A 22811-nucleotide genomic window follows, 5' to 3' on the forward strand; every position below is an offset into this window, starting at 1 on the left:
CTGTGACAACTGCGAATACTGCTATTTCCGCCCTTGTGGTAATGGGTGTTTCTGGCTGCGGCAAAAGCGCCGTCGGTGCCGAGATCGCCCGCAACAGCGGCGGTCGCCTGATCGAAGGCGATGCGTTCCACCCCCCGGCCAACATCGAAAAGATGAGCGCTGGAACCCCTCTCAACGATGAAGACCGCGCTGGCTGGCTGACCCGCCTGGGCGAAGAGATGGCTGCTGCCCTGGCAAACGGTGAGCACCCTGTGCTGACCTGCTCCTCGCTCAAGCTTATCTATCGCCAGCGTCTGCGCGATGCAGTGCCTGGCCTGGGCTTTGTATTCCTGGAACTTAGCAAGGAACTTGCCGCCGAACGTTGCTCGCACCGGCCGGGGCATTTCATGCCCGCCAGTCTGGTGGACAGCCAGTTCGCAACCCTTGAGCCGCCATATGGCGAGCCGCTGACGTTGATCGTCGATGCATCGCAGCCTATCGATGTCATCGGTGAAAAAGCCGCAGCATGGTGGAAAGACTCCCACGCCTGATAAAGGCGTGAGCGCAGAAGACAGCGCTGTCTTGCGTACACACGATAAACGTCGGCGCTGTTAACAGCTCCTTAAAACAATAAACCGGAGAAACACCCATGTTCGGTATGACCCATGAGACGTTCCTGCTCGTCGATGCGTTGGTGACCATCGTCGGCCTGGTGCTGCTGATCACCACCTTCAAAGTGCACCCTTTCGTCGCGCTGACCCTGGCGGCAGGCTTTCTTGGCCTGACCTCGGGAATGCCGGTTGAAAAAGTCATGAAATCCTTTCAGGACGGCTTCGGTGGCGTGCTGGGGTTCGTCGGTATCATCCTCGGCCTGGGCACCATGCTCGGCAAGCTGATGGCCGACTCGGGCGGCGCAGACCAGATTGCGCAAACGTTGATACGTACCTTCGGCAAGCAGAAAGTGCACTGGGCAATGATGTTCTCGGCCTTTCTGGTGGGCATCCCGCTGTTCTTCGAGATCGGCTTTGTGTTGCTGATCCCGCTGGTGTTCATTGTTGCCCGTCGTACTGGCGTATCCATCGTCAAGATCGGTATCCCGCTGCTGGCAGGCCTGTCAGCGGTGCACGGTCTGGTTCCGCCACATCCGGGTCCGTTGCTGGCCATCGGTATTTTCGGTGCCGACATTGGCAAGACCATTTTTTACGGACTGATTGTTGCGCTACCGACGGCCATCATCGCTGGCCCGATCTTCGGCAACTGGATTTCCAAAAGCATCCCTGGCACTCCTTCAAAGGAGCTGATGGACCAGATTGCCAAAGAGTCCAGCACTGAAAACCTGCCAGGCTTCGGCATTACGCTGGTGACCATCCTGCTGCCGGTCTTCCTGATGCTGCTCAAGACCTTTGCCGATGTGGTGTTGCCGGAAAACAACATGTTCCGCATCTGGATGGACCTGATCGGTCACCCGATCAGCGCCCTCCTCGCAGCGCTTTTGCTGGCCTTCTACACCTTTGGTGCAGCGCGTGGCTTTGACCGTACAAAAATCATGAAACTGCTGGACCAGAGCCTGGCACCGGTTGCCGCAATCGTTCTGATCGTAGGTGCAGGCGGTGGCTTCAAGCAAATGCTGGTCGCCAGCGGCGTGGGCGACGTGATCGGACACATGGCTGTGCAAGCTCAGATCAACCCGATCATGCTGGCCTGGCTGGTGGCTGCCGTCATCCGTATTGCAACCGGTTCGGCTACCGTGGCAACCATCACCGGCGCAGGTATCGTGGCACCAGTGGTCGGCCTGATTCCCGGCGTCAACCGCGAGCTGCTGGTGCTGGCAACCGGTGCTGGCTCGTTGATCCTCTCGCACGTCAACGATGCCGGTTTCTGGCTGGTGAAGCAGTACTTCAACATGACGGTAGCCGAAACCTTCAAGACCTGGACGGTGATGGAAACCATCCTGTCGGTGGTCGGCCTGATCTTCATCATGTTGCTATCGATGGCGCTCTAAGCCCATTACAGGCAGGGCCTTTGCGGGCTATAAAACCCGCGAAGGCCAACGCCTTGATGTACATCGCATCTCAGCGCAACAGCGCGCATTCCGAATCTTGCACCCAGTGTCCTTGACAGCGTCAACACGCCTGAGGTCAGGAGCAATGGCGACCCGGCAGCCCTTTCCTACATCCCCGCTCAACACTTTCAACTGAATTTTCAGAAAGTCCGAGCAATCTCGCAAAGTCATGCCTACGCTTACACTCATGCCGAGATGGGCTTATCCCGCCTCGTCGAGTGAGACGATGACGACCTCAAAGCGTGCAGCGGTTCACGATACTTTTTACATGACGCCAGTAAATACGGGCATTTTCACGTCGAAACGGGCAGAATTGGCGCGCTCGTCGTATCGCAGATGCAAATCTCGATGACAAGAAAATGAACCGAGGGAATTTAATTCACCCATGTGACGTCATAAGACGGATGCATTTGGATGCACTCGGCAACAATCACCACGCAAAGGCAAACGCCAGCCTCTTGAGAGAGGCGTTTTCAAGAGGCCATCAAGGAAAAGATTATGTTGATACTCACTCGCAAAGTAGGCGAAAGCATAAACATCGGTGACGAGATCACTGTCACGATTCTTGGCGTTCAAGGGCTTCAGGTCCGCCTGGGCATCAATGCACCAAAAAATGTTTCAGTGCATCGTGAAGAGATCTACAAACGTATCCAGGCAGAACTGGCTCCAAACCAGGACCCACAATAATTCCTGCAGCACCCCCTTATTCAATGTTGATTTGCCATTTACTGGCAGACAGCCGTACGGCGTCCCTGGGACGCCGTTTTTTATGGTGCTGTTTACCTCTAATCGCTGCCTAAACCGCCTGTATGTGAAGCGTTGCCTGCATGAACAAGTCCAGCCCGGGTACCATGGCAACTGCAGTGGGACAGGACAGCCTGCTGGTGACGGCCTCAACCACTGCTCGGCTAGCATCATGGTGAAACTGCCAGACACCGTAAATACGTCCATTGAAGGCGGGCTCACTGCCCAGATGCGGATCGACGCCAAGCCCGGCCCCCAGACCAAAAAGATACAGGCCCTTCATTCGCCGCCCCTGCTGGTCCAACGGACAGCCGCAAGCGTCGGATTCAAGACCGCCCTCTGTCTCGCGCAGGCTGATGAAGTTGCCTTGGGCATCTCTTAGCGTCGGCAGCACGGGTTGATAGCCAGAGCACTGCACGATCACTGCCGAGTCGGCAAGCGCTAGCCGGGCAAGCTCGTGGTCACCAGGTCGCCCACCCAACGTCTGCAGCATCTGCACGCGCACCCCCGTCTTGCCGACACGGCCGCTACACAGCGCCTCGCGTCCAATCTCCAGCGCCCGATAACGCAAGCCTCCGGAGCGGTTGACCCGACCTGATACCGGACACACATCGTATTGAGTATCGAAAAGGTAACCAGCCGCCAGTGCCTGTTCGACACTTTCGTAAAACAGCCTGATGCGGCTTCGATGAATAAGCGTCAGTTCCTGCAAACCCGCGAACTCCAGTGCATCTGCCAGATTTTCCAGTATTGAAAATGCACTGTGTGACCCACCCACAATCGTGATTCTCCCCTTACCGACCAGCGCGGGGCCGAACACTTCGCGTAATTGCACCGCATTCATACGCAGCAACCTGTCGGCGCTTTGAATGTTCACATTGCCCGGCAACGCCAGCCCCTGCGCGGAGAGAGCGTCAATCAGGTGTTGAGGGTCCTGACGTCCACCCAGATTGAGTACCAGCGCCCGGCAGCGCACACGTCTTTTGCCGTGCGGACCGTCAACGTGCAAGCAGAATGTGTCGCCGTCACTCACCACCTCTTCAATGGTCGTACCGGACCAGACTTTTACTCCGTAGCGCTGCACGATGTGGTCGAGTACCAGCCTGGCGGCCTCGGCCATGAGCAGACCGGCATCAGACAGCTGCGGCGCGCTTTGCGCCTGCGCGTTGATACGCCAATACGCTGCCGAGTTTTCCAGCGGCTCGAATACCTCACGCAACGCCGGATCGCGCAGGCAATCGATGAATACATCACCCACAGAATTGGCGGTAATCCGATACTCCCCCAGCACGCCTGCTCCGGGCCGGTCGCTTGCATCAATGACGATCAATCCTTTCGCGGCAATTCCAGGCATTGCACCGGTCTTCAGGGCATTGAACAAAAACCCCATGCCGGCGAGCCCGGCCCCTCCGACGACGCAGCCGCAGGTTGTTTCCATACCGTTATCAAACATGATGATGCTCCATCGTCATTTCATACGTTGGTGCAGCACAGAAGTTCTGGATGATCGAGTGCCTGGCTGATCAGGCGAACCAGCGTCCCTGCACGATTCGAGGCGAAACACATACAACCAAACACCGACAAAGGCTCATTCACCGAAGTGATGAGTCGTCATGAAACAGTGTTTTTTACAGAAAGCTACAACACATAAAACAGGCGGGATCTTGAAGTAACGGAGTGGGCAATAAAAAACTCTCAATGCTACCGCCCGTTTTTAAAGGCGGCATTTTTATCAAGTGGAAAATCGTGACAATGCGTTACGCATTCAGGAGGCAATCGAATAGTTGCAAAGAAACGCAAAAGTGTCAAATTGGCAAAACGTTGCGCAAACAGTTCAGCGTTGCGCTATAAGCTGATGATTTCACGGCGCTTGTGCTTTTTAAAGCCTTGGCGTGCGTAGCGTCCAAGGTTGTTAAAAAGCTTCATGAATTTCTCTTATTTTTTTATTGCCCGACGCTGAAACAGCATGACTCCGGCGCTGTTAAATTGACGAGCGACGGGACGGCGAGTTTTGCCCGGAAAGACTAAAACCGACAACCGCACAAACGACAAGGCCCCGATCAACACTGATCGAGGCCTTGCTGCGTGATGCCAAGGCATCAGAGGGATGAAGCAATATCAGGCAGCGCTGTAATGCGCTTGTGACGCCCTGGCTTTTGCCGGCTCTTCACGCAACCCGGCTACCAGCGCAGAGATATCCCGCATGGTCTTGATGCGGCTGAGCGGGAGGCTCGTCTGGCGATGGGTGCGCCCGGACACCGGATCGCTTATTTGCACCGTCATCTGATCGTTGGCAATGGTGCAGGTGCAACGCAACGGCAGGAATGCACGTTCAACGATACTCCTGAGTTCTAACTCAGACAGTCCACTCGTAATCATCTCTTTATCTCCTTATGGGTATAAGCATGTCCCGACCATGACAAATTTTGACAATTTTTATTGTTGATGACTCTTTTAAAAAACGGCCCAGACCAGCCCGCCAATTATCTGTCGTCACTCGCGTTATGCTTAAACGAGTTATACACCTCACGCGCCCCTTATAGCAACTTCCACAACCGAATAAGCCACCCCCTTTTAACGCCGTTCCTTATTGAAGAATCAGCAGAAAAAACGATTCATCGTAATGATTTCCAGCGTACTACCGCCTGACATGAATCACCGCGCACAAACGTCACACCAGAAAACAGCATAAATACTGACGAACGGTCGACTGCCGGGGTGGAGTTATCTGAAAAAATAACCAGACACTGTTATCGAGTCGCTTGAAAAACAGGATAGAGATAAAAGGCACGCCCGGGCCGATGCAATAATGGCCGTGCGTGCCCTCGCATGAAAACTACTGTTCCGAGCCAGACAGGCGCAGATGGATCAGCGCCACTCGTGCCCCTTGTTTATCGCGTTTCTCTTCGATGGCGTAAGGGCGAAACCCCATCCGCGGGTAAAACAGCAACCCGGGGACGTTGTGGTTGTAGCAGGATGCAATCAGCTCAGTAGCTTCGTGCTTGTCAAAGGCGATCCCCATCATGCTGGTGATCATGTAACGCCCTACCCCTTTGGAGCGGGCCTTCGGTGCGATGATCACGTTACCCAGCGAGCAGCGGCCGCGAAATTTACATTGAGAGAAATTGGCAAACCCGACAACTTCGCCATCCATCTCGATGACGGTCGAGTCGTGACGGGTCTCCAGCGCTTCGCTGAGTTGCGAGGCAGTCAGCGGGTAAGTCGCTCTGGGGAACATGTAGAACAGTTCGTCGGCATTCTGCGGCAGTTCGCAGATGGTGGGGATGTCTTTTTCTTCCAGGGGACGGTGATGGAACATGGGCGGTAACCTCTTGAAGAAATTGAAGAAAGCGCGAGAAAACGTCAAGCAGATCGGCGATTCGGGCGACGGCAGGTGACAAAAACACAGCGCCCGCTCCGTCACAGCATAATCCCCGGCTATCGAAAAAGGCACCTCAATAACGAATTGTGCTAATGAGCGTCTTTGTTGACACTGCATTCGGACCTTCTGGCGCAACGTATTGAAGCGTCGGGGTTTGCACGTACATCGCGATGGCTCAGCTTGAAAACATACCCGGAACCCCTCTGTGCAATATCCTGTAACCCATGTTTGGCGACTCGTCTTGCAACCCTGACGCAGAACCGGCATTTATTTCACTTTGTTGACTGGAACATGCGTCTTATGCCGATTTCGCCCCTGGCTCGCTTCAAGGCTCGTCCGATCAAATGGGTCTGCATGTTGGCCATCATTATCGGCCTCCCGGTCGGCTGTGCAGTGCTTGAGCACAAGGAGCGCGAGCTGGTTTTTCGCATCGAGCCTGGCACCGCAAGCTGGTACAGCGGTCTGCCCGCCGATGTGCAGGAGATCGAACTCAGCGCACCGTCATTTGGACCATCGCAGAATATCCACGCCTGGTGGTGGCCCGCATCGGACAAGAATGCACCGGCCGTGCTGTACCTGCATGGCTCAAGATGGAACCTCACCGGCCAGCTGTTCCGTATCCAGCAACTCAAGGCGCAGGGCTACTCGATACTGGCAATCGATTATCGGGGCTTTGGGCAGAGCATGGGCCAGCTGCCATCCGAGAAGTCAGTGTACGAAGATGCACGCATCGCCTGGGCCCGCCTGAAACAACTGCAGCCCGATCCGCAGCGCAGGCTGATCTATGGGCACTCGCTGGGCGGCGCAGTTGCGGTGGATCTGGCCGCCGAACTGGGCAACGACGCAGAAAAGGACAACGCGCCGATTCAGGCCCGCGGGCTGATAATAGAATCTACCTTCACCAACCTGGCCGATGTGGCCACCGCACTGGCCAATACCTCGCTGCCTGTGCGCTGGCTGCTGTCGCAGAAGTTCGACTCTCTGGACAAGATTGCAGACATCCACATGCCGGTGCTGATCGTGCACGGCACCGAGGATCGCTACGTACCGGCACGCTTCAGCGAGCAGCTGTTCGAAGCGGCGCAGGAACCCAAGAAACTGATACTGGTGCCTGGCGGTACGCACAACAACAGCATGCAGATCGGCCAGCCCGCCTATAGTCGGGCCATCCGTACGTTGCTCGATACACCCACATCACTGCCCAGGGTCACAACAAAGGACCAGCCGGCAAAGAACGCTGGTTAGACATGCCCGGATACGACGCAGTAGTCTCTGGGCTCATCACTCAGGGACCGCGCAATGAACTGCATTGTCGAGTATTCAGATCCGCATCACCGCCTTACCGTCATCGAGCTGTGGAAGACAGTCTTCAATGACCCCATGCCGCATAACCGCCCGGAGTTGTCGATCGACAAGAAACTGGCTGTCGGGGACCCGCTGTTTTTCGTCGCAGTCATGGACGGCCGTGTGACCGGGACCATTCTTGCCGGTTACGACGGCCATCGCGGCTGGCTGTATTCGGTTGCGGTTGCCCCGCACCAGCGGGGCAAAGGACTGGGAACAGCACTGGTCAGGCACGCTGAACAGGCTCTTGCGGACCTTGGCTGCGTCAAGATCAACCTGCAGATTCATACGTTCAACGAAAGTGTGCAGGCCTTTTATCAAACACTGGGGTACACCCCCGAGCCCATCATCAGCATGGGCAAGCGGATTGACGCCAACGTCGATACTCATTAATGCCCTGAGAGGCCCCTGTTTGCAGAGCAACGGGCTCAATCATTTATTTACATGAGAATCAGTATCAAATTACAATTATTGCTATTAACGTCCTTGCTGAGCATTTCCCTTGAGCACCTCCTCACACTGTCCTCGCCGTCCCGGCCCTTTTTTGCTGTCCGCACTTTCACTGGCGATGTGCGCCAGCGGCGCAGTGCATGCTGCTGAAACCGCAACCTTGCCTGCCACACAGGTATCCGCCGCCGCTACCGAAGGCCGGGAAGGCTACAGCGCCGAAAGCACCAGCACCGCGAGCAAGAGTGATGTGCCGCTCAAGGAGGAGGCACAGTCGGTCAATGTGGTAACACCGCAGACCATCGCCGACTACAACGTGCGCTCGCTGGACGATGCCATGAAGTTTGTCAGTGGCGTCAGCCAGGGCAACACGCTGGGCAACACCAAGGACTCGGTGATCAAGCGTGGCTTCGGTACTAACGACGACGGCTCGGTCCTGCGCGATGGCGTACGCTCGGTGGTATCGAAAAACTTCGGCGCCACCACCGAGCGCGTTGAAGTACTCAAAGGCCCGGCATCGCTGCTGTACGGCGCGATGGAGCCGGGTGGCGTGATCAACGTGATCAGCAAACAACCGCAATATGTGCAAAGCACCACGCTCAGTGGCTCGGCCTACAGCGAAGGCGGTGGCAGTTTCGGCATCGACACCACCGGCCCGCTGGGCGATTCCGGGCTGGCCTACCGACTGGTGGCGGAACGTCAGAGCGAGGACTATTGGCGTAACTATGGCGTCGACCAGCACACCCTGATCGCGCCCTCTTTGTCCTGGACCGGAGAGCGCGCCAGCCTGACGCTCGCCTACGAGTACAACGATTACGTCAGCCCGTTCGACCGCGGCACGGTGTTCACGGGAGGTCATCCGGCCGATATCAGCTATGACAAGCGGCTCGACGAAAAATGGTCCAATACCGTGGGCATCAGCGAAACCGCAACCGCGCGCTTCGAGTACCAGCTCAGCGATGACTGGAAAACCCGTCTGACCTACGGCTGGAACAACGACCGCTACAGCCTCTCGATTGCCCAGCCAAGCACATTGTCCAGCAGCGGTGTGCTGCGTCGTCAGGCCAATGGCGGCCACTATGATTATGAAACGCGTTATGCCAGCTGGGACTTCATCGGCAAGCAAGAGATTCTTGGCCAGCAACATGATCTGTTGATCGGTGCCGAGCAGGAAGACTCCGACAAGTATCGCGGCAAGACCTACCGCAACACGGCTCAAAACGGCTTCAATATCTTTTCGCCGGTGTATGGCAGCCTGGCCGAGCCCAGTGTGGTCAGCGCGGCGAACAGTAACCTGAGCAATCAACTGACCTCATCTTCCCTGTACCTCAAGGATAACTGGCACCTGAACGACCGCTGGATCCTGGTCCTGGGTGGTCGCTATCAGCATTATGACCAGTACATCAAACAAGGCCTTGGTGCTAGCCGAGTCACCAATCTGGACAAGAATGACGATGTATTTCTGCCAATGGCCGGTCTGGTATTCAAGGTCAATGAAGACCTCTCGCTGTACGGCAACTACAGCCGTTCGTTCGTGCCCAACGACGATGTGAACGATGACGGCACGACCTTCGACCCGGAAGAAGGCCGTAGTTACGAAGTCGGTGCCAAATATGCACTGGCACCGGCGCTTAACCTCAACCTCGCGGTGTTCGACATCGAGAAGAAAAACGTCGTCACCCCCACTGGCGTGACCGGCATCAGCGAAGCAGCTGGCAAGGTCGGCTCACAAGGTGTGGAGCTGGACGTGACCGGGCGCATAGCGGAGCGCTGGGACATGATCGGCACCTACGCCTACACCCATACCGAAGTGCTCGATGACCCAAGCAACAAGGGCAATCGTTTGAGCCAGGCGCCGAAGCACACTGCCAGCCTGTACCTCACCCACCACCTGCAGATCCCGTCCGGTCTGGGCGACTGGCATGCCGGCGGAGGCGCGCGTTACGTCGGCGAGCGCGCTGGCGATGATGCCAATACCTTCTATATGAGCAGCTACACAGTAGCCGATGCGTTTCTACGCTGGGACGTGCCGATGGCCGGCTACAAGACGCGCCTGCAATTGAACGTCGATAACCTGTTCGACAAGCAGTACTACCCGTCCAGTAGCGGCAGCCAGTTGCAGGTCAACGTTGGCGAGCCGCGCACCGCGCGCCTGAGCGCCAGTGTCACTTTTTAACCAGTTGCAACGGAGCAGGCCTGAAAAGGCCTGCCCCACGCCCAACCAAAGCGACGAATCAGGGCTTCATCCGGTAAAAACTGATCAGCGTTTCATTGCCTTGAATGTACTCGGTCTTGCCAATGAAGGCGCTCTTTTCCAGCCATTCATTAGGCCCAAGGGAAACCTTGAAGCGCGGCGTGCACGTGCATTGGTAATGGCCGTCACTGATCGGCCAGACCCCGTTCTGCAGTTCCTGCTGACCCACTTCGTCCATGAGCAGAACGCCCCGGCTTTCAACGTTGATCAATTCACCCAATTGCGTGACCAGGGTGAAACAAGCGTCCACAAAGGCAAGCTCGGATGACAATTCAACCTGCATACAGCTACCGCCAGCCAGCACCGAGCCACTGAAATATTCGGCATGGAACTCACCGCCCAGAATCCTGCTATTGCTACGCAGTCCATCGCTGCATATGCCCATAAGCACAGGAGCGTCGGTTTTCAGAATGACGGTCAGCACCTTCTCAAGCTGAGGCGCCACTGCTGCATTACCACGAAAAGAGCGTTTGACGGGTTTCTTGAAATCGATGACGTTCATAGACCTGTTCACTCCATCGTTGAATCAATTCGGGCAATGGATGGCTGGGTCCAGCCATCGGATTTGCAAAATATAGAGCGCCTCGATCCGTCGGCATTTATCTGCGCTGCCTTTTCCAGTAAGCTCCTTGGAACCGGCTGAAATCGTACCGAACGGTTCAGTTCCAGTCTAGAGAATTTTGTATTTACTGTACTACCCGGTTCACTAAAGGATTGAGGATATAAATGAAGGTGCGTACTGAAGCACGCCGCGAAGCCATCATTGATGCCGCAGCAAGCGTCTTCCTCGAAATGGGCTACGAACGTGCGTCGATGAATGAAGTCACCAAACGGATGGGCGGCTCCAAAGCAACGATCTACAGTTACTTCCCCTCCAAGGAAGAGCTGTTCATCGCCGTGGTCAACAGGGTTGCAACCGCTCATCTTGCCGAGGCCGTTTCAGAACTGGCGATCTCTGTCGACAAGGACACCGATACAGAATTAGACCTGCGAACGCTGTTCACGCGCTTCGGGGAGCGAATGTTGATGGTGCTCATCAATGATGACAGCGCGCTGGCGGTGTACCGCATGGTAGTGGCCGAATCCGGGCACTCCGACATCGGTACGATGTTCTATGACTCAGGCCCCAGGGAGTTCCTGCAAACAGTGACGACGCTGATGAATGCGGCCATGCAACGTGGCCAGCTACGTACCACTGACCCGCATATCGCAGCGCTGCAACTCACCTCGCTGCTGACTGCGGAAACCGACATTCGCCTTTATCAGCAAGCACCCGCACGCTTAAGCGTCGAGCAGATTCAGAGCATGGTCAAACGAGCAGTCGATACCTTCATGCTAGGCATGGAAAAGCGCTGATTCACCGGGCTGCGGCGGGCAGCCCTTTTTAAATGTTGTTTAAAATGTAAAACCGCTGGCGCATGACATATTTGCTTACCGTTTAGCCGGATAACCTGATTCACAACTCCATCTCTGACTCGTATGGGTCGTAAAGAATAACCGAAGGTAGGCGATAGCCTATTGCCTACTTCGGAGAAACAATAATGATCCTGCGAAAACTCAATCTTGCACCGCGTTCGGCTGTATGTTTCGGTATTTTCTGCCTGATGATCGTTGCACTAGGCCTGCTGGCCCTGCGTCAGGCAGCACTTCTCAACACAGCAGAAAAATTTCTCGAAACCAACGTGCTGCCCAGCGTAAAACTGCTCGGTTCTCTGGACAAAGAGTTTGTGAGCATCAGGGGCAACAACGCCCGACTTCGTAACCCCCTTGAACCGCAGGATCGCAGGACCAAGGCACTTAGCGACATTCAACAATCCCGCTCATTGATCGTCAGTCTTTCGGACTCCCTCAGCAAACTGATCGTTACCCCTCAAGGGCGTCAGACGTTTGACGAACTGGTCAAAGCCAATGTCGACTATCAAAAAGCCCAGGATCGCTACCTGGCCGCTGTTGCAGCCGGCGATCTGGAAGGGGCAGTCGCCATTTCCAATGGCGACATGAAAAGTGCGGCGGATCAGGTCGAAAACACGCAAAAAAAACTCATCGGCATCAACGACAGCAAAGCGAAAAAAGCGGGTGATCAAGCCGAATCCGCTTATCAGCAAACCTTGTTGATGGTGAGTATTTTTATCGCGGTCGGCGTGATTGCTACCCTGCTGCTGGCCTGGATGTATACCCGCAGCCTGACCCAGCCAATCGGTGAGTCGCTGAACATTGCGCAACGCATCGCGGCCAATGACCTGAGCAAAGACATTCCACAAGAAGGCAGTGATGAAGCGGCCAAACTGATCGCCGCATTGGCGTTGATGCAAACCAACCTGCGCAGTGCCCTGACCCTGATCGGCGACTCTTCCACCCAGCTGGCCGCCACTTCCGAAGAAATGCACGCCGTCACCGAAGATGCGTCGCGCACCATTCAGCGCCAGAGCAACGAAATCGAGATGGCTGCCACGGCCGTCAACCAGATGAGTGCCGCGGTAGAGGAGGTGGCCAGCAACGCCGCATCGGCATCGGAGGTGACGTCTCAATCGAGTACCGCAGCCATGGCCGGACGTGCGCAGGTCGATGAGACTGTCACGGCGATCAACCTGATGGTCTCCAAAGTGCAGATCACCTCAACCGAGGTGCAGGGCCTGGCGGTCATGGCAACGGACATCAGCAAGGTGCTGGATGTGATCCGCGCCATCGCCGAACAAACCAACCTGCTGGCACTCAACGCTGCGATCGAGGCAGCCCGTGCGGGCGAAGCCGGGCGAGGTTTTGCCGTGGTCGCGGACGAAGTACGGGCATTGGCGCACCGTACCCAGCAATCGACCCGCGAAATCGAACAGATGGTCGGCTCGATCCAGACCGGCACCGGTAACGCTGTTACGTCCATGGAGCAGACAAGCGTTCAGGCACACAAGACCTTGGAGATGGCCAATGGTGCCGGCAAGGCGCTGCTCGAAATTACCGAATCCATCAGCCAGATCAACGAACGCAATCTGATGATCGCTACGGCTGCCGAAGAACAGGCCCAGGTCGCTCGTGAGGTCGACAGGAGCCTGGTCAGCATTCGTGACCTGTCCAGTCAGACGTCCGAGGGTTCCAATCAGACCGCCATCGCCACTGCCGAGTTGTCGACGCTGGCGTCCGGCCTGAACCGTCTCACCAAACAGTTCCGCGTTTAAGCGCTATCGCCGGGAAGCGCGCTTCCCGGCATCTCCCCTTGTCGAATGGCCTGCCCTGATCTAAGTTGTACGACGACAGATGAATTAGTCATCTGCGCGGGCTTCGCTCACATTCAATAATGACAAGAAAAGGGATGAACATGAAAAAGCTGACACTGCTAATGGCGTTTCTGTGCCTGTTTACCGGTTACGCCGCAGCGGCAACTTCAGACGAGACTGATGTTGCCAAGGCGGTAGACAAGCTCACGCAAGCCATGTGGCACAAGGACATAAAGCAACTCAATGCGCTGACCGCCGACAACCTCACGTATGGACACTCCAGCGGCAACATTCAGGACAAGAAAGCGTTCATCGCAGACATCGAAACCGGCAAGAGCGCCTTTAACGACCTGAAGATGCTCAATCAGAAAATCATTCTTTCCGGCGACACCGCCCTGGTGCGCAATCATTTCTCGGCACAGGCAGTGAACAGCGGCAAGGTTGTGCCGACCGAAATCGAGAACTTCCAGATCTGGCAAAAGCAGAATGGCCAATGGCTGCTCATCGGCCGTCAGGCATTCCGCTTTTAACGCATCGGTTCAAGGCCGCGGCAGGCGCTACTGCTGCGTGCCGAACATAGCCGTCCAGTAAATCCCTGCGTCACTTTTCGGGTCCATCGCGTAGGCTGCTCCCAGCTCGCGAAAATCAGGGCTCATCAGGTTGGCGCAGTGGCCCGGGCTCAACAGCCAGCCGTCAACCACCTTGCGTGCACTGTCCTGGCCTGCGGCAATGTTCTCACCGACCTGCTGGCCTATATAGCCAGCAAGCTCGGCCCGATCGCCAGGCGTACGGCCATCGCGATCCTTGTGGTCAAAGAAGTTCTGATTGGCCATCGCCTGCGAATGACGTTGTGCGGCAGTGCCCAGAACGAGGTTCCAGACCAGGGGCGTGGTAGCAGCGAAGGATTGCGTACCGCACTGGCGCGCCTGGGTACGGGCGTTATTGACCATTTCCAGAATCTTTTGCCCTTCTGCCTGCCAATCGCCAAGACGCGAAGCCACCAGCGAGCGTGCCAGGACAATGCGCCAGTCTCGCCCTTGCCGGCTAACCCCGATGTCGACGAATTGCGGGTCCAGCACTACCCGGCAAAAACTCTCTAGCACCGCTTTAAGTGCCGAGTCAGCGTCATTGGGGCCGGACAGACTGATCGCCTGCACGGTGACCATTGGATAGGAGGCACGCGTCAGCGCCTGTTGCAGGTCCAGATTGCCACTGGCGGGCAGCACCAGACGTGCATCGCTGGTCAGTGGCGGCAGTTCCATGGATACCTGCTCGCCACAGCGTTGTGCCTGACCGCGATAGGCGTTGATGGATTCGACCAGTTGCGTTTCGTCGCTGGCCAGCGCAGCACTGGCAAAGATTCCAGAGCACAGCACGGCCACAAATGATAACGATACTCTCGGGAGCGACAGGCGCAGGGTGTTGAAAATGACAGGCATGAAAAGTCTCTCTCGGGCTGAGTCCGCCTATGATGCGCGAAATGACCCGGTCGGGCGCAACGCCTTTTTCATGCCAGTGCGGAATTTAGCCACCGAAAAGGCAAAGACGTGCGCCAGACAGTACCGTGTTGAAACAACTCAAAGCTTGAAGTTTGCGACCAGCGAATTGAACGAGGTGGCCAGTCGCGACAGTTCCTGGCTCGAAGCGCTGGTCTGGTTGGCACCTGCGGCGCTCTGGGTCGAAAGGTCCTGAATGTTGATCAGATTGCGGTCCACCTCACGGGCGACCTGAGCCTGCTCTTCGGAAGCAGAAGCAATGACCAGGTTGCGCTCGTTGATGGTCGCCACACCCAGGGTGATTTTTTCCAGCGCGGCACCGGCACGCAGCGCCAGCTCCTGAGTATTGGTGGCCAGTGAGAGGCTCTTGCCCATCGCCGCAACGGCGCCATCGGCCCCGGACTGCACGGTGCTGATCATGCCTTCGATTTCCACTGTAGAGGCCTGGGTACGGTGCGCCAGGGCACGAACCTCATCAGCCACCACCGCAAAACCACGCCCCTGCTCGCCAGCACGCGCGGCTTCGATGGCGGCATTCAAGGCCAGCAGGTTGGTCTGTTCGGCAATACTGCGAATCACGTCCAGCACCTTGCTGATTTCCCGCACGTGCCCGGCCAGTTCTGACACAGCGCCAGTGGACTCGGTAATCTCGTGCACCATGGTGGTGATGCCCTTGACCGTGTGATCCACCTGACCACGACCATCGACTGCATCATCAGTTGCAGCCTTCGACGCTTCGGACGTCGACACTGCATTACGCGCCACTTCTTCAACCGCAGCAGTCATCTGATTCACAGCAGTCGCAGCCTGCTGGATTTCGTCGTTCTGGCGAGTCAGTCCACGGGTGCTTTCATCGGTAACCGAACTCAATTCTTCGGCAGCAGAGGCTAACTGGTCCGAAGCACTGGCAATTTGTTGAATGGTATTTTTCAGACCGGTCTGCATGTCGGACAGCGCGTTCAGCAGTTGCCCAGCCTCATCACCACGGTCAGAAACAATCGGCTGGGTCAGGTCGCCACCGGCAATGCGCTGAGCACTTGCCACCGCGACCGCCAACGGCCGGGTAATCATGCGGGTGATCAACAGTCCCAGCATGATTGCCACCAGAAAGGCGATGGCCACGCCGATTTCCAGCATCATCACCGAAGAGTTCCGCAGACTGGCAGCGGCCGCAGCACCCTCTTTGATCTGACGGTTGTTGGAATCAATCATAGTACGCAAATAGCTACGCACCTTGGTAAAGCCTTCCGAGGACAGTGTGTTCAGTCGGGTGCGGGCAGCGTCGTTATCACCGGCCCTGATCAGATCGACGACCTGCTGGGCTCCGGCAACGTAGCCGGGCATCATCAGCTCAAACTGGTCACCGGCGGCACGCTCGTCATCTTCCAGAGGCGTGGCACGGTAAGTCGCAAACACTTTCTGCGCGCGAGCCAGATCTTCGCTCAACGCCTGACGAACACGTTCCTTGTCGGCTTCAGGGACACCGCCATCCTGCGCATCCAGCAAACGGTACAGTCCACGGTTGTGTGCGGTGAGGCTGGTCAGCGTTTCATTGGTGTTGCTGACAGAAACAAGGTTGTTGAAAAAGGTAAGTTCAAGCGCGTTGCCCAAGCGGGTAACCCCGACCATGCCCAGGCCACCAACGGCCAGTGTGATCAGTGCACAGAAAATGAATGCCGAAAGAAGCTTGGTCGAAAACTTGGACTGACGCAGGAAATTCATGAGGCTTACCTGTTGCTGAATGAGGAGTGACATCCGTGCCTGAGAGAGCGACCAAGCAGTCGTGATATCATAATGACTTCACCCCATTTGGATCGTTCCAAAGCTCCTCACTTTTTTGATAGATGGCTTTGACAGATAGCGCTTGTGCGACTAATACCCTCTATCAGTACAGGTCTGCCTGCGCGGCATATTGGCTGTCAGTGCAGCCTTGACGCTTGCGGAACGCCCTCCGGCAAGCCCTGCTTTTCAAGGCGCTGCTCGGCGAATGCCTTGGCATCCCGGGTCATGCGGTCGAGATGGCGGTCACGCTGCTTCTCTGCATCGACCATTGCTCTCTTGCCATGCTGTTTGAGCAGGTACGCATGAATCTGACGCACCTCCACCGAGCTGTAGACCGGAGCGATGTCCATGACCGCAAGCAGGCCGTCCGTTCCGTGATCCAGGGTATTCATGATGACCTGCGGGCCGCGCGCACCCAGGACCTGGAAGCCCATCGCCTCGAAATACTCAACTTTGCCCACTACGCAATACAGTTCTGCGTGCGGGTAGCGACCGACCATTTTATTCAGCATTGATCGTGCAATGCCTTGGCGACGATGGCTTTCGCGCACCGCGATATAGGCCACGGCGCAGGCCCGCAGATCATCCTGCACGGGCAGGTACAGTAAAAAACCCAATACGGTTTCCGGGTCCTCATCGTCCAGCGCGACGATCAGCTCGACCGACAGGTTTTGCGAGCCGTCCATGGCATTCAGGTAGAGATGCACTTCATACCCCACGCCATACTGATAAAGGTTGTACAGAGGATTGCTCGGCGCAATGGCTACCATGCTGATGTCGGTCACGTAGTCCACGACCATCTGCTGGATCTGGCTACGGATGAACTCCGGTGGCGGGGTTTGTAGCAACATGATGGTGGGCATGAGACGAGGGACTCCATTAAACGCGGTGTGGCAGCACTGGGTGTGGCCACATGATAGCGCGTCAGCGCTTTCAAAACAGACAATGTCACTTTGCCGCAGAGTAACTTAGTTGTAACTTATACGACGACCTCAAAAGACAATATCAAAAAGCCAGCAATTTTGAATATTACGTTATGCAGTTGCACGATCGTTCCACACTGTGACGCCAGAGGTTTTATTATTGACGAACACTCATGGCGATAATGATTATTACTTAGCTTTATAGAGCGTAATTAGACGCACTTTTAATTAATATCGACATTTAATAAAAACCTTCATTTTTCATGAAGATACAAAACTAAATCCTTTCTTTTTTATGCACCTGCCTATCGCCCGCCTTCTTCATAGCCAAGAAACCCCTCAACTAATTGTGAACGTTTTTACTCGGTTCCGCTCCCCCCTCAGTATTTATCTTAATCACCCCGATATATTTTTATAATCACCGCCCTGCCCTCACGCGCCTAAGATTAACCGGCCTACTAAAAATATGAGGGATTCAAAATGCCGTTATTAAACTGGTCCAGACACATGGTGTGTTTGACTGCAGTCGGTCTCGTTACGGTTCCGACCGCCTATGCAGCAGACACCCTGACTCGCGACAATGGTGCCGTCGTCGGCGACAATCAGAACTCTCAGACTGCAGGCGCCCAAGGGCCTGTCCTGCTGCAAGATGTGCAGCTGTTGCAAAAGCTGCAGCGCTTTGATCGCGAGCGTATCCCGGAGCGCGTGGTCCATGCCCGCGGCACGGGTGTCAAAGGCGAGTTCACCGCATCGGCCGATATCAGCGATCTGAGCAAGGCCACGGTGTTCAAATCGGGCGAAAAAACCCCGGTCTTCGTGCGCTTTTCCTCCGTTGTTCATGGCAACCACTCACCTGAAACCCTGCGCGACCCACACGGCTTCGCCACCAAGTTCTACACGGCAGACGGTAACTGGGACCTGGTAGGCAACAACTTTCCGACCTTCTTCATCCGTGACGCCATCAAGTTCCCGGACATGGTCCACGCCTTCAAGCCTGACCCGCGTACCAACCTGGACAACGATTCGCGTCGCTTTGACTTCTTCTCGCATGTTCCGGAAGCCACACGTACGCTGACCCTGCTGTACTCAAATGAGGGTACGCCTGCAGGCTATCGCTTCATGGACGGCAACGGCGTGCACGCCTACAAACTGGTGAATGCCAAAGGCGAAGTGCACTACGTCAAGTTCCACTGGAAGAGCCTGCAAGGCATCAAGAACCTCGATCCGAAAGAAGTCGCTCAGGTCCAGTCCAAGGACTACAGCCACCTGACCAACGATCTGGTCGGTGCCATCAAAAAAGGCGATTTCCCGAAATGGGACTTGTACGTTCAGGTCCTGAAGCCTGAAGAGCTGTCGAAATTCGACTTCGACCCACTGGACGCCACCAAGATCTGGCCCGACGTCCCTGAGAAGAAAATCGGTCAGATGGTCTTGAACAAGAACGTCGACAACTTCTTCCAGGAAACCGAACAGGTCGCCATGGCCCCGGCTAACCTGGTTCCTGGTATCGAGCCTTCCGAGGACCGTCTGCTGCAAGGCCGTGTGTTCTCCTACGCCGACACCCAGATGTATCGCCTGGGCGCGAATGGTCTGAGCCTGCCGGTCAACCAGCCCAAGGTTGCGGTGAACAACGGCAATCAGGACGGTGCTCTGAATACCGGTCACACCACCAGCGGCGTCAACTATGAGCCGAGCCGTCTGGAGCCGCGTCCAGCCGACGAAAAAGCGCGCTACAGCGAACTGCCGATCAGCGGCACCACCCAGCAAGCGAAGATTACGCGTGAGCAGAACTTCAAGCAGGCGGGTGATCTGTATCGCTCCTACAGCCCTAAAGAGAAGACCGACCTGGTACAGAGCTTTGGTGAGTCGCTGGCTGACACCGACACCGAAAGCAAGAACATCATGCTGTCGTTCCTGTACAAGGCAGATCCGGACTACGGCACTCGGGTAACCGAAGTCGCCAAGGGCGATCTGAGCAAGGTCAAGTCGCTGGCTGCAAGCCTCAAAGACTGATGATCTGATGTCCCGCCCTGGCGTTTCCGACGCCGGGGCGGTTCCAGCCAGGAGAACGCCTGTGAAAAATCTGATCTATGCCTTGCTGCTGTTTGCTGCAGCCGCAAACGCAACACCACCTGCCCCGGCAGCCGCTCCCGAACTGACCGCTGAACAGACCGCCAGCCAGCTGCGCACGCTGTTTTTCGACGCGTCCCGTGAAGGCAACAACCCGATGCTGGACACCTTCATCGAAGCCCGTTATGACCTCAACGTGCGTGACGAACAAGGCTATACCGGCCTTATTCTGGCGGCCTATCACGGCCATCAAGACTCGGTGGAACGCCTGATCAGTGCGGGTGCGGACCCTTGTGCCAAGGACAATCGCGGCAACACCGCACTGATGGGCGCGATTTTCAAGGGCGAACTGAGCATCGCCAAGCGTCTGGTTCAGGCCGATTGCGGCCCAAACCTGACCAACAATGCCGGGCAGACGGCGGCCATGTACGCGGCGCTGTTCAAACGCACTGAAGTGCTCAAGGCGTTGACCGACCAAGGTGCCGACCTGACCATCCGTGACAGCATGGGCAACGACGTGCAGGGCCTGTCGAAAGGCGAATTCCAGACGCTGCCTGCCCGCTGACGGTTTTTGGGCTTAATCCTTGCGTTCGATCATTTCGTAGATGCGGCTGGCGAGCGCGTCCATGGTGAACGGCTTGGTGAGCACCCACATCCCCGGATCCAGGTGGCCGTTACCAATGATGGCGTTCTCCGCATAACCGGTGATGAACAACACTTTAAGGTCTGGTCGAATGATGCGCGCAGCATCTGCCAGTTGCCGACCGTTCATGCCGCCAGGCAACCCGACATCGGTCACCAGCAGGTCGATACGCATATCGGACTCCAGCATCTTCAGCGCAGACGCCCCCTCGCCCGCCTCGATCGGGATATACCCCTGATCCTCCAGCACTTCAGCCACCAGCATGCGGATGGTCGGCTCATCGTCGACAATCATCACCGTACGCTCGGTCTGCGCAGCCGATTCGCAAGTCTCGACAGCCTCGACTTCTTCCGGGACCCCAAGGTAGTGACGCGGCAGGTACAGGCACATGGTCGTGCCTTGGTCAGGTTCAGAGTAGATACGCACCTGCCCCCCGGACTGGCGCACAAAACCGTACACCATCGACAATCCCAGACCCGTGCCCTGCCCCAGTGGCTTGGTGGTGAAAAACGGGTCGAACGCGCGGTTGATAACCTCAGGCGACATGCCAGTACCGGTGTCACTGACACACAGCGACAGGTATTGCCCCGGTATCAGGTCCCGGCTCTGGGAGCCGCGCTCGTCAATCCACCGGTTGGCGGTTTCGATGGTGATTCGCCCGCCTCGCGGCATGGCATCCCTGGCATTGATACACAGGTTCAACAGCGCATTTTCCAGTTGCGGCGCGTCAATGAACGTCGACCACAACCCGACTGAGGTCACGACTTCCAGCGTGATGTGAGGTCCGACCGTGCGTCGAATAAGCTCTTCCATCCCGATCACCAGCCGGTTGATGTCGACAGCCTTGGGGTCCAGCGTCTGTCGACGTGAAAACGCCAGCAGGCGGTGAGTCAGCGACGCTGCACGCTTGGATGCATCCTGCGCAGCCCCTATATAGCGATCTATTTCAGTGAAACGGCCCTGGCTCATGCGCGTCTTGAGCAGTTCCAGCGAGCCGGTTATACCGGTCAGCAGGTTGTTGAAGTCATGGGCGATACCGCCAGTCAACTGACCAACCGCTTCCATCTTCTGCGACTGACGCAAGGCGTCCTCAGCCTGAGCCAGGCGTTCCTGCTCGCGCAACCGTTCGCTGACGTCGTAGGCAAACAGATATGCGCCAATGGCCTGGCCTTGTGCATCGCGAAGCGTGCTGTAGCGCATTTCGAAGTGGCTGGCCGGATCATTCGAATCGCTGAAGCTGACGCTTTCGGCAAACTCCTCGCCCGCCAACGCCCGCGTCCAGCGCTGTTTAAGACCTGCTTTGCTCTGTGGACAGTCGTCCAGCAGGTCGAGCATATTGTCGCCTACCTGAGGACGGACGCCAAAAAGACGCTCGAACTCGCGCAGCGCTGAGCCATTGATGGCCATCCAGCGGTAATTGGCGTCGATGACATGGATGAATGCATTGGTGCCATTGACGACATCGGCGAGCACATTGCGCTCGGCGACGGCCTCGACAATACGTGCCTCCAGCGTTTCATTCATCTGCTGTAACGCCAGCTCTGCGCGCTTGCGTTCGGTGATGTCTTGAAATAACACCGCTACCTGCTTGCGGCTGGCAGGCTCGATACGGAACGCGGTCAGTGCCAGGAAGCGTCCGGTTGCCACCAACTCGCGCTCGAAGCGGACCGGCTCACCGGTGCGCAATACCTTGCCGTAGAACTCGACCCAGCCATCCGCCTCGTCGCGAACCATCTCGCGTAGCTTCTTGCCCACCACATTGGGAATGCCGGCGTGATACTCGTAAGCCGGGTTGGCTTCAATATGAATGTAATCGCTCAGCGGGCCATGCGGGCCGTCAAAGAACTCGATGATGCAAAAGCCTTCATCCATCGCGTTGAACAGAAAACGATAACGCTCCTGAGAGTGCGCCAGGGCGTTTTCGGCCTCGTGACCACTGACGCTCAGGCGCTCTTTAAGCGAGGCGTTTTCCTGCTCCAAAGCCGATAATCGGCTCTGGAGATGTTGTAGATCTGTCGGGGTCACGGCGGAGGCACCTGCGGCGTTGGTTGCGCCGCGTTCCCGTCAGGCAGGGCGGCACGAGCACGCTACGAGAAAAAACGCTCGGTTGCAAAAATAATGGCATTTTGCATTCGAAAATCGATGATTTTCGAAAAGTCAGAGCGGTATGTGCTTCTCGAGACAGCCAGAGCGAGCCCGGGCGGGCAGCCCTCCAACAGCACACAACGTCAGCTCATTCCGATCCTGCTGTCCGCAGACGCAACCATTCATCCGCAACCTGGCCCATGTTTTTCGGCTCGCCATTAGTGATCCACACCATGAATGGCCGGTCTAACCTGAACGACGGCCCGCATTGTCCGGTCATGAAGCGCCTCACGTTCTGCGTATTTCGGTAGCGGTCGTCCACCGGGGTATCACGTGTAACAGAATCGGAGTGCCAGTCGAATGTCATGCGTTACCCTGCCCGACAGTGTTG

Annotated in this window: 20 protein-coding genes; 11 read left to right on the forward strand and 9 right to left on the reverse strand. The window is 56.5% G+C overall.

All coding sequences use genetic code 11. The annotated features are described in order from the left end of the window. Positions 1–41: 41 nt before the first annotated feature. The 3 genes from RGM3321_RS19640 to csrA all read left to right on the forward strand — a co-directional run bounded on the left by RGM3321_RS19640 (position 42) and on the right by csrA (position 2728). Positions 42–530, forward strand: coding sequence for a gluconokinase (locus tag RGM3321_RS19640; protein WP_244394572.1), 489 nt, complete (start codon positions 42–44; stop codon positions 528–530). Between the two features lie 98 nt (positions 531–628). Then, positions 629–1981: a GntP family permease gene (locus RGM3321_RS19645; RefSeq protein WP_055005401.1), complete on the forward strand. Its 1353-nt coding sequence runs from the start codon at positions 629–631 to the stop codon at positions 1979–1981. A 558-nt stretch (positions 1982–2539) separates the two neighbouring features. Then, positions 2540–2728, forward strand: a complete 189-nt coding sequence (csrA, locus tag RGM3321_RS19650; protein WP_002554157.1) for a carbon storage regulator CsrA — start codon at positions 2540–2542, stop codon at positions 2726–2728. 109 nt (positions 2729–2837) lie between these two features. Here the strand turns inward: csrA and RGM3321_RS19655 are convergent, their stop codons facing one another. The 3 genes from RGM3321_RS19655 to RGM3321_RS19665 form a co-directional block, all read right to left on the reverse strand. Continuing rightward, the gene (locus RGM3321_RS19655; RefSeq protein ID WP_244394485.1) at positions 2838–4238 is read right to left on the reverse strand and encodes a lysine N(6)-hydroxylase/L-ornithine N(5)-oxygenase family protein; all 1401 of its coding nucleotides are present in this window, start codon (positions 4236–4238) and stop codon (positions 2838–2840) included. A gap of 665 nt (positions 4239–4903) precedes the next feature. Then, positions 4904–5164 carry a DUF1652 domain-containing protein gene (locus RGM3321_RS19660; protein WP_244394486.1) on the reverse strand — a complete coding sequence of 87 codons (261 nt, stop codon included), beginning with the start codon at positions 5162–5164 and terminating at the stop codon, positions 4904–4906. 457 nt (positions 5165–5621) lie between these two features. Further along, positions 5622–6104 carry a GNAT family N-acetyltransferase gene (locus RGM3321_RS19665; RefSeq protein WP_002554160.1) on the reverse strand — a complete coding sequence of 161 codons (483 nt, stop codon included), beginning with the start codon at positions 6102–6104 and terminating at the stop codon, positions 5622–5624. 363 nt (positions 6105–6467) lie between these two features. On the opposite strand from RGM3321_RS19665, the gene RGM3321_RS19670 reads away from it, so the two are divergent. From RGM3321_RS19670 to RGM3321_RS19680, 3 genes are all read left to right on the forward strand, one after another. After that, the gene (locus tag RGM3321_RS19670) at positions 6468–7412 is read left to right on the forward strand and encodes an alpha/beta hydrolase (RefSeq protein ID WP_244394487.1); all 945 of its coding nucleotides are present in this window, start codon (positions 6468–6470) and stop codon (positions 7410–7412) included. A 54-nt stretch (positions 7413–7466) separates the two neighbouring features. After that, the gene (locus tag RGM3321_RS19675) at positions 7467–7904 is read left to right on the forward strand and encodes a GNAT family acetyltransferase (protein ID WP_244394488.1); all 438 of its coding nucleotides are present in this window, start codon (positions 7467–7469) and stop codon (positions 7902–7904) included. A gap of 109 nt (positions 7905–8013) precedes the next feature. Then, positions 8014–10134: a TonB-dependent siderophore receptor gene (locus tag RGM3321_RS19680; RefSeq protein WP_244394489.1), complete on the forward strand. Its 2121-nt coding sequence runs from the start codon at positions 8014–8016 to the stop codon at positions 10132–10134. Positions 10135–10192: 58 nt separating this feature from the next. On the opposite strand, the gene RGM3321_RS19685 is transcribed toward RGM3321_RS19680, so the two are convergent. Next, a complete protein-coding gene (locus tag RGM3321_RS19685; RefSeq protein ID WP_244394490.1) occupies positions 10193–10714 on the reverse strand; it encodes a DUF3237 domain-containing protein in 522 nt (173 codons plus the stop codon). Positions 10715–10938: 224 nt separating this feature from the next. Here RGM3321_RS19685 and RGM3321_RS19690 point away from each other — a divergent pair, with 224 nt between their 5' ends. The 3 genes from RGM3321_RS19690 to RGM3321_RS19700 all read left to right on the forward strand — a co-directional run bounded on the left by RGM3321_RS19690 (position 10939) and on the right by RGM3321_RS19700 (position 13951). Next, complete coding sequence (locus RGM3321_RS19690; RefSeq protein WP_244394491.1) at positions 10939–11568, forward strand: TetR/AcrR family transcriptional regulator; 630 nt, start codon at positions 10939–10941, stop codon at positions 11566–11568. 185 nt (positions 11569–11753) lie between these two features. Next, positions 11754–13382, forward strand: a complete 1629-nt coding sequence (locus tag RGM3321_RS19695; RefSeq protein WP_244394492.1) for a methyl-accepting chemotaxis protein — start codon at positions 11754–11756, stop codon at positions 13380–13382. Between the two features lie 140 nt (positions 13383–13522). Next, on the forward strand, positions 13523–13951 hold the full coding sequence (locus tag RGM3321_RS19700; protein WP_244394493.1) for a nuclear transport factor 2 family protein: 429 nt from the start codon (positions 13523–13525) through the stop codon (positions 13949–13951). Positions 13952–13978: 27 nt separating this feature from the next. Here RGM3321_RS19700 and RGM3321_RS19705 read toward each other — a convergent pair whose 3' ends face one another. The 3 genes from RGM3321_RS19705 to RGM3321_RS19715 form a co-directional block, all read right to left on the reverse strand. Then, the gene (locus RGM3321_RS19705; RefSeq protein WP_244394494.1) at positions 13979–14860 is read right to left on the reverse strand and encodes a CAP domain-containing protein; all 882 of its coding nucleotides are present in this window, start codon (positions 14858–14860) and stop codon (positions 13979–13981) included. Positions 14861–14998: 138 nt separating this feature from the next. Continuing rightward, the gene (locus tag RGM3321_RS19710) at positions 14999–16639 is read right to left on the reverse strand and encodes a methyl-accepting chemotaxis protein (protein WP_244394495.1); all 1641 of its coding nucleotides are present in this window, start codon (positions 16637–16639) and stop codon (positions 14999–15001) included. A gap of 197 nt (positions 16640–16836) precedes the next feature. Further along, positions 16837–17562: a GNAT family N-acetyltransferase gene (locus tag RGM3321_RS19715; protein WP_244394496.1), complete on the reverse strand. Its 726-nt coding sequence runs from the start codon at positions 17560–17562 to the stop codon at positions 16837–16839. A 567-nt stretch (positions 17563–18129) separates the two neighbouring features. Between RGM3321_RS19715 and katB the strand changes: the two genes are divergently transcribed. Then, on the forward strand, positions 18130–19635 hold the full coding sequence (gene katB / locus RGM3321_RS19720) for a catalase KatB (protein ID WP_058400953.1): 1506 nt from the start codon (positions 18130–18132) through the stop codon (positions 19633–19635). A gap of 61 nt (positions 19636–19696) precedes the next feature. Continuing rightward, positions 19697–20257: an ankyrin repeat domain-containing protein gene (locus tag RGM3321_RS19725; protein WP_244394497.1), complete on the forward strand. Its 561-nt coding sequence runs from the start codon at positions 19697–19699 to the stop codon at positions 20255–20257. A gap of 12 nt (positions 20258–20269) precedes the next feature. Here the strand turns inward: RGM3321_RS19725 and RGM3321_RS19730 are convergent, their stop codons facing one another. Next, the gene (locus RGM3321_RS19730; RefSeq protein WP_244394498.1) at positions 20270–22360 is read right to left on the reverse strand and encodes a PAS domain-containing protein; all 2091 of its coding nucleotides are present in this window, start codon (positions 22358–22360) and stop codon (positions 20270–20272) included. 208 nt (positions 22361–22568) lie between these two features. Beyond that, the gene (locus tag RGM3321_RS19735) at positions 22569–22787 is read right to left on the reverse strand and encodes a DUF6434 domain-containing protein (protein WP_244394499.1); all 219 of its coding nucleotides are present in this window, start codon (positions 22785–22787) and stop codon (positions 22569–22571) included. Positions 22788–22811: the final 24 nt, after the last annotated feature.

This window comes from Pseudomonas sp. RGM 3321 (assembly GCF_022836805.1).
GTDB lineage: Bacteria > Pseudomonadota > Gammaproteobacteria > Pseudomonadales > Pseudomonadaceae > Aquipseudomonas.

What these genes read in the sequence shown, in the direction of transcription:
- RGM3321_RS19690 (WP_244394491.1), top strand. Translation starts at nt 10,939, where the DNA reads ATGAAGGTGCGTACTGAAGCACGCCGCGAAGCCATCATTGATGCCGCA.
- RGM3321_RS19715 (WP_244394496.1), bottom strand. Translation starts at nt 17,562, where the DNA reads ATGCCCACCATCATGTTGCTACAAACCCCGCCACCGGAGTTCATCCGT.
- RGM3321_RS19655 (WP_244394485.1), bottom strand. Translation starts at nt 4,238, where the DNA reads ATGTTTGATAACGGTATGGAAACAACCTGCGGCTGCGTCGTCGGAGGG.
- RGM3321_RS19675 (WP_244394488.1), top strand. Translation starts at nt 7,467, where the DNA reads ATGAACTGCATTGTCGAGTATTCAGATCCGCATCACCGCCTTACCGTC.
- RGM3321_RS19640 (WP_244394572.1), top strand. Translation starts at nt 42, where the DNA reads ATGGGTGTTTCTGGCTGCGGCAAAAGCGCCGTCGGTGCCGAGATCGCC.
- RGM3321_RS19700 (WP_244394493.1), top strand. Translation starts at nt 13,523, where the DNA reads ATGAAAAAGCTGACACTGCTAATGGCGTTTCTGTGCCTGTTTACCGGT.
- RGM3321_RS19645 (WP_055005401.1), top strand. Translation starts at nt 629, where the DNA reads ATGTTCGGTATGACCCATGAGACGTTCCTGCTCGTCGATGCGTTGGTG.
- RGM3321_RS19685 (WP_244394490.1), bottom strand. Translation starts at nt 10,714, where the DNA reads ATGAACGTCATCGATTTCAAGAAACCCGTCAAACGCTCTTTTCGTGGT.
- RGM3321_RS19670 (WP_244394487.1), top strand. Translation starts at nt 6,468, where the DNA reads ATGCCGATTTCGCCCCTGGCTCGCTTCAAGGCTCGTCCGATCAAATGG.
- RGM3321_RS19705 (WP_244394494.1), bottom strand. Translation starts at nt 14,860, where the DNA reads ATGCCTGTCATTTTCAACACCCTGCGCCTGTCGCTCCCGAGAGTATCG.
- RGM3321_RS19735 (WP_244394499.1), bottom strand. Translation starts at nt 22,787, where the DNA reads ATGACATTCGACTGGCACTCCGATTCTGTTACACGTGATACCCCGGTG.
- katB (WP_058400953.1), top strand. Translation starts at nt 18,130, where the DNA reads ATGGTGTGTTTGACTGCAGTCGGTCTCGTTACGGTTCCGACCGCCTAT.
- RGM3321_RS19695 (WP_244394492.1), top strand. Translation starts at nt 11,754, where the DNA reads ATGATCCTGCGAAAACTCAATCTTGCACCGCGTTCGGCTGTATGTTTC.
- RGM3321_RS19665 (WP_002554160.1), bottom strand. Translation starts at nt 6,104, where the DNA reads ATGTTCCATCACCGTCCCCTGGAAGAAAAAGACATCCCCACCATCTGC.
- csrA (WP_002554157.1), top strand. Translation starts at nt 2,540, where the DNA reads ATGTTGATACTCACTCGCAAAGTAGGCGAAAGCATAAACATCGGTGAC.
- RGM3321_RS19710 (WP_244394495.1), bottom strand. Translation starts at nt 16,639, where the DNA reads ATGAATTTCCTGCGTCAGTCCAAGTTTTCGACCAAGCTTCTTTCGGCA.
- RGM3321_RS19660 (WP_244394486.1), bottom strand. Translation starts at nt 5,164, where the DNA reads ATGATTACGAGTGGACTGTCTGAGTTAGAACTCAGGAGTATCGTTGAA.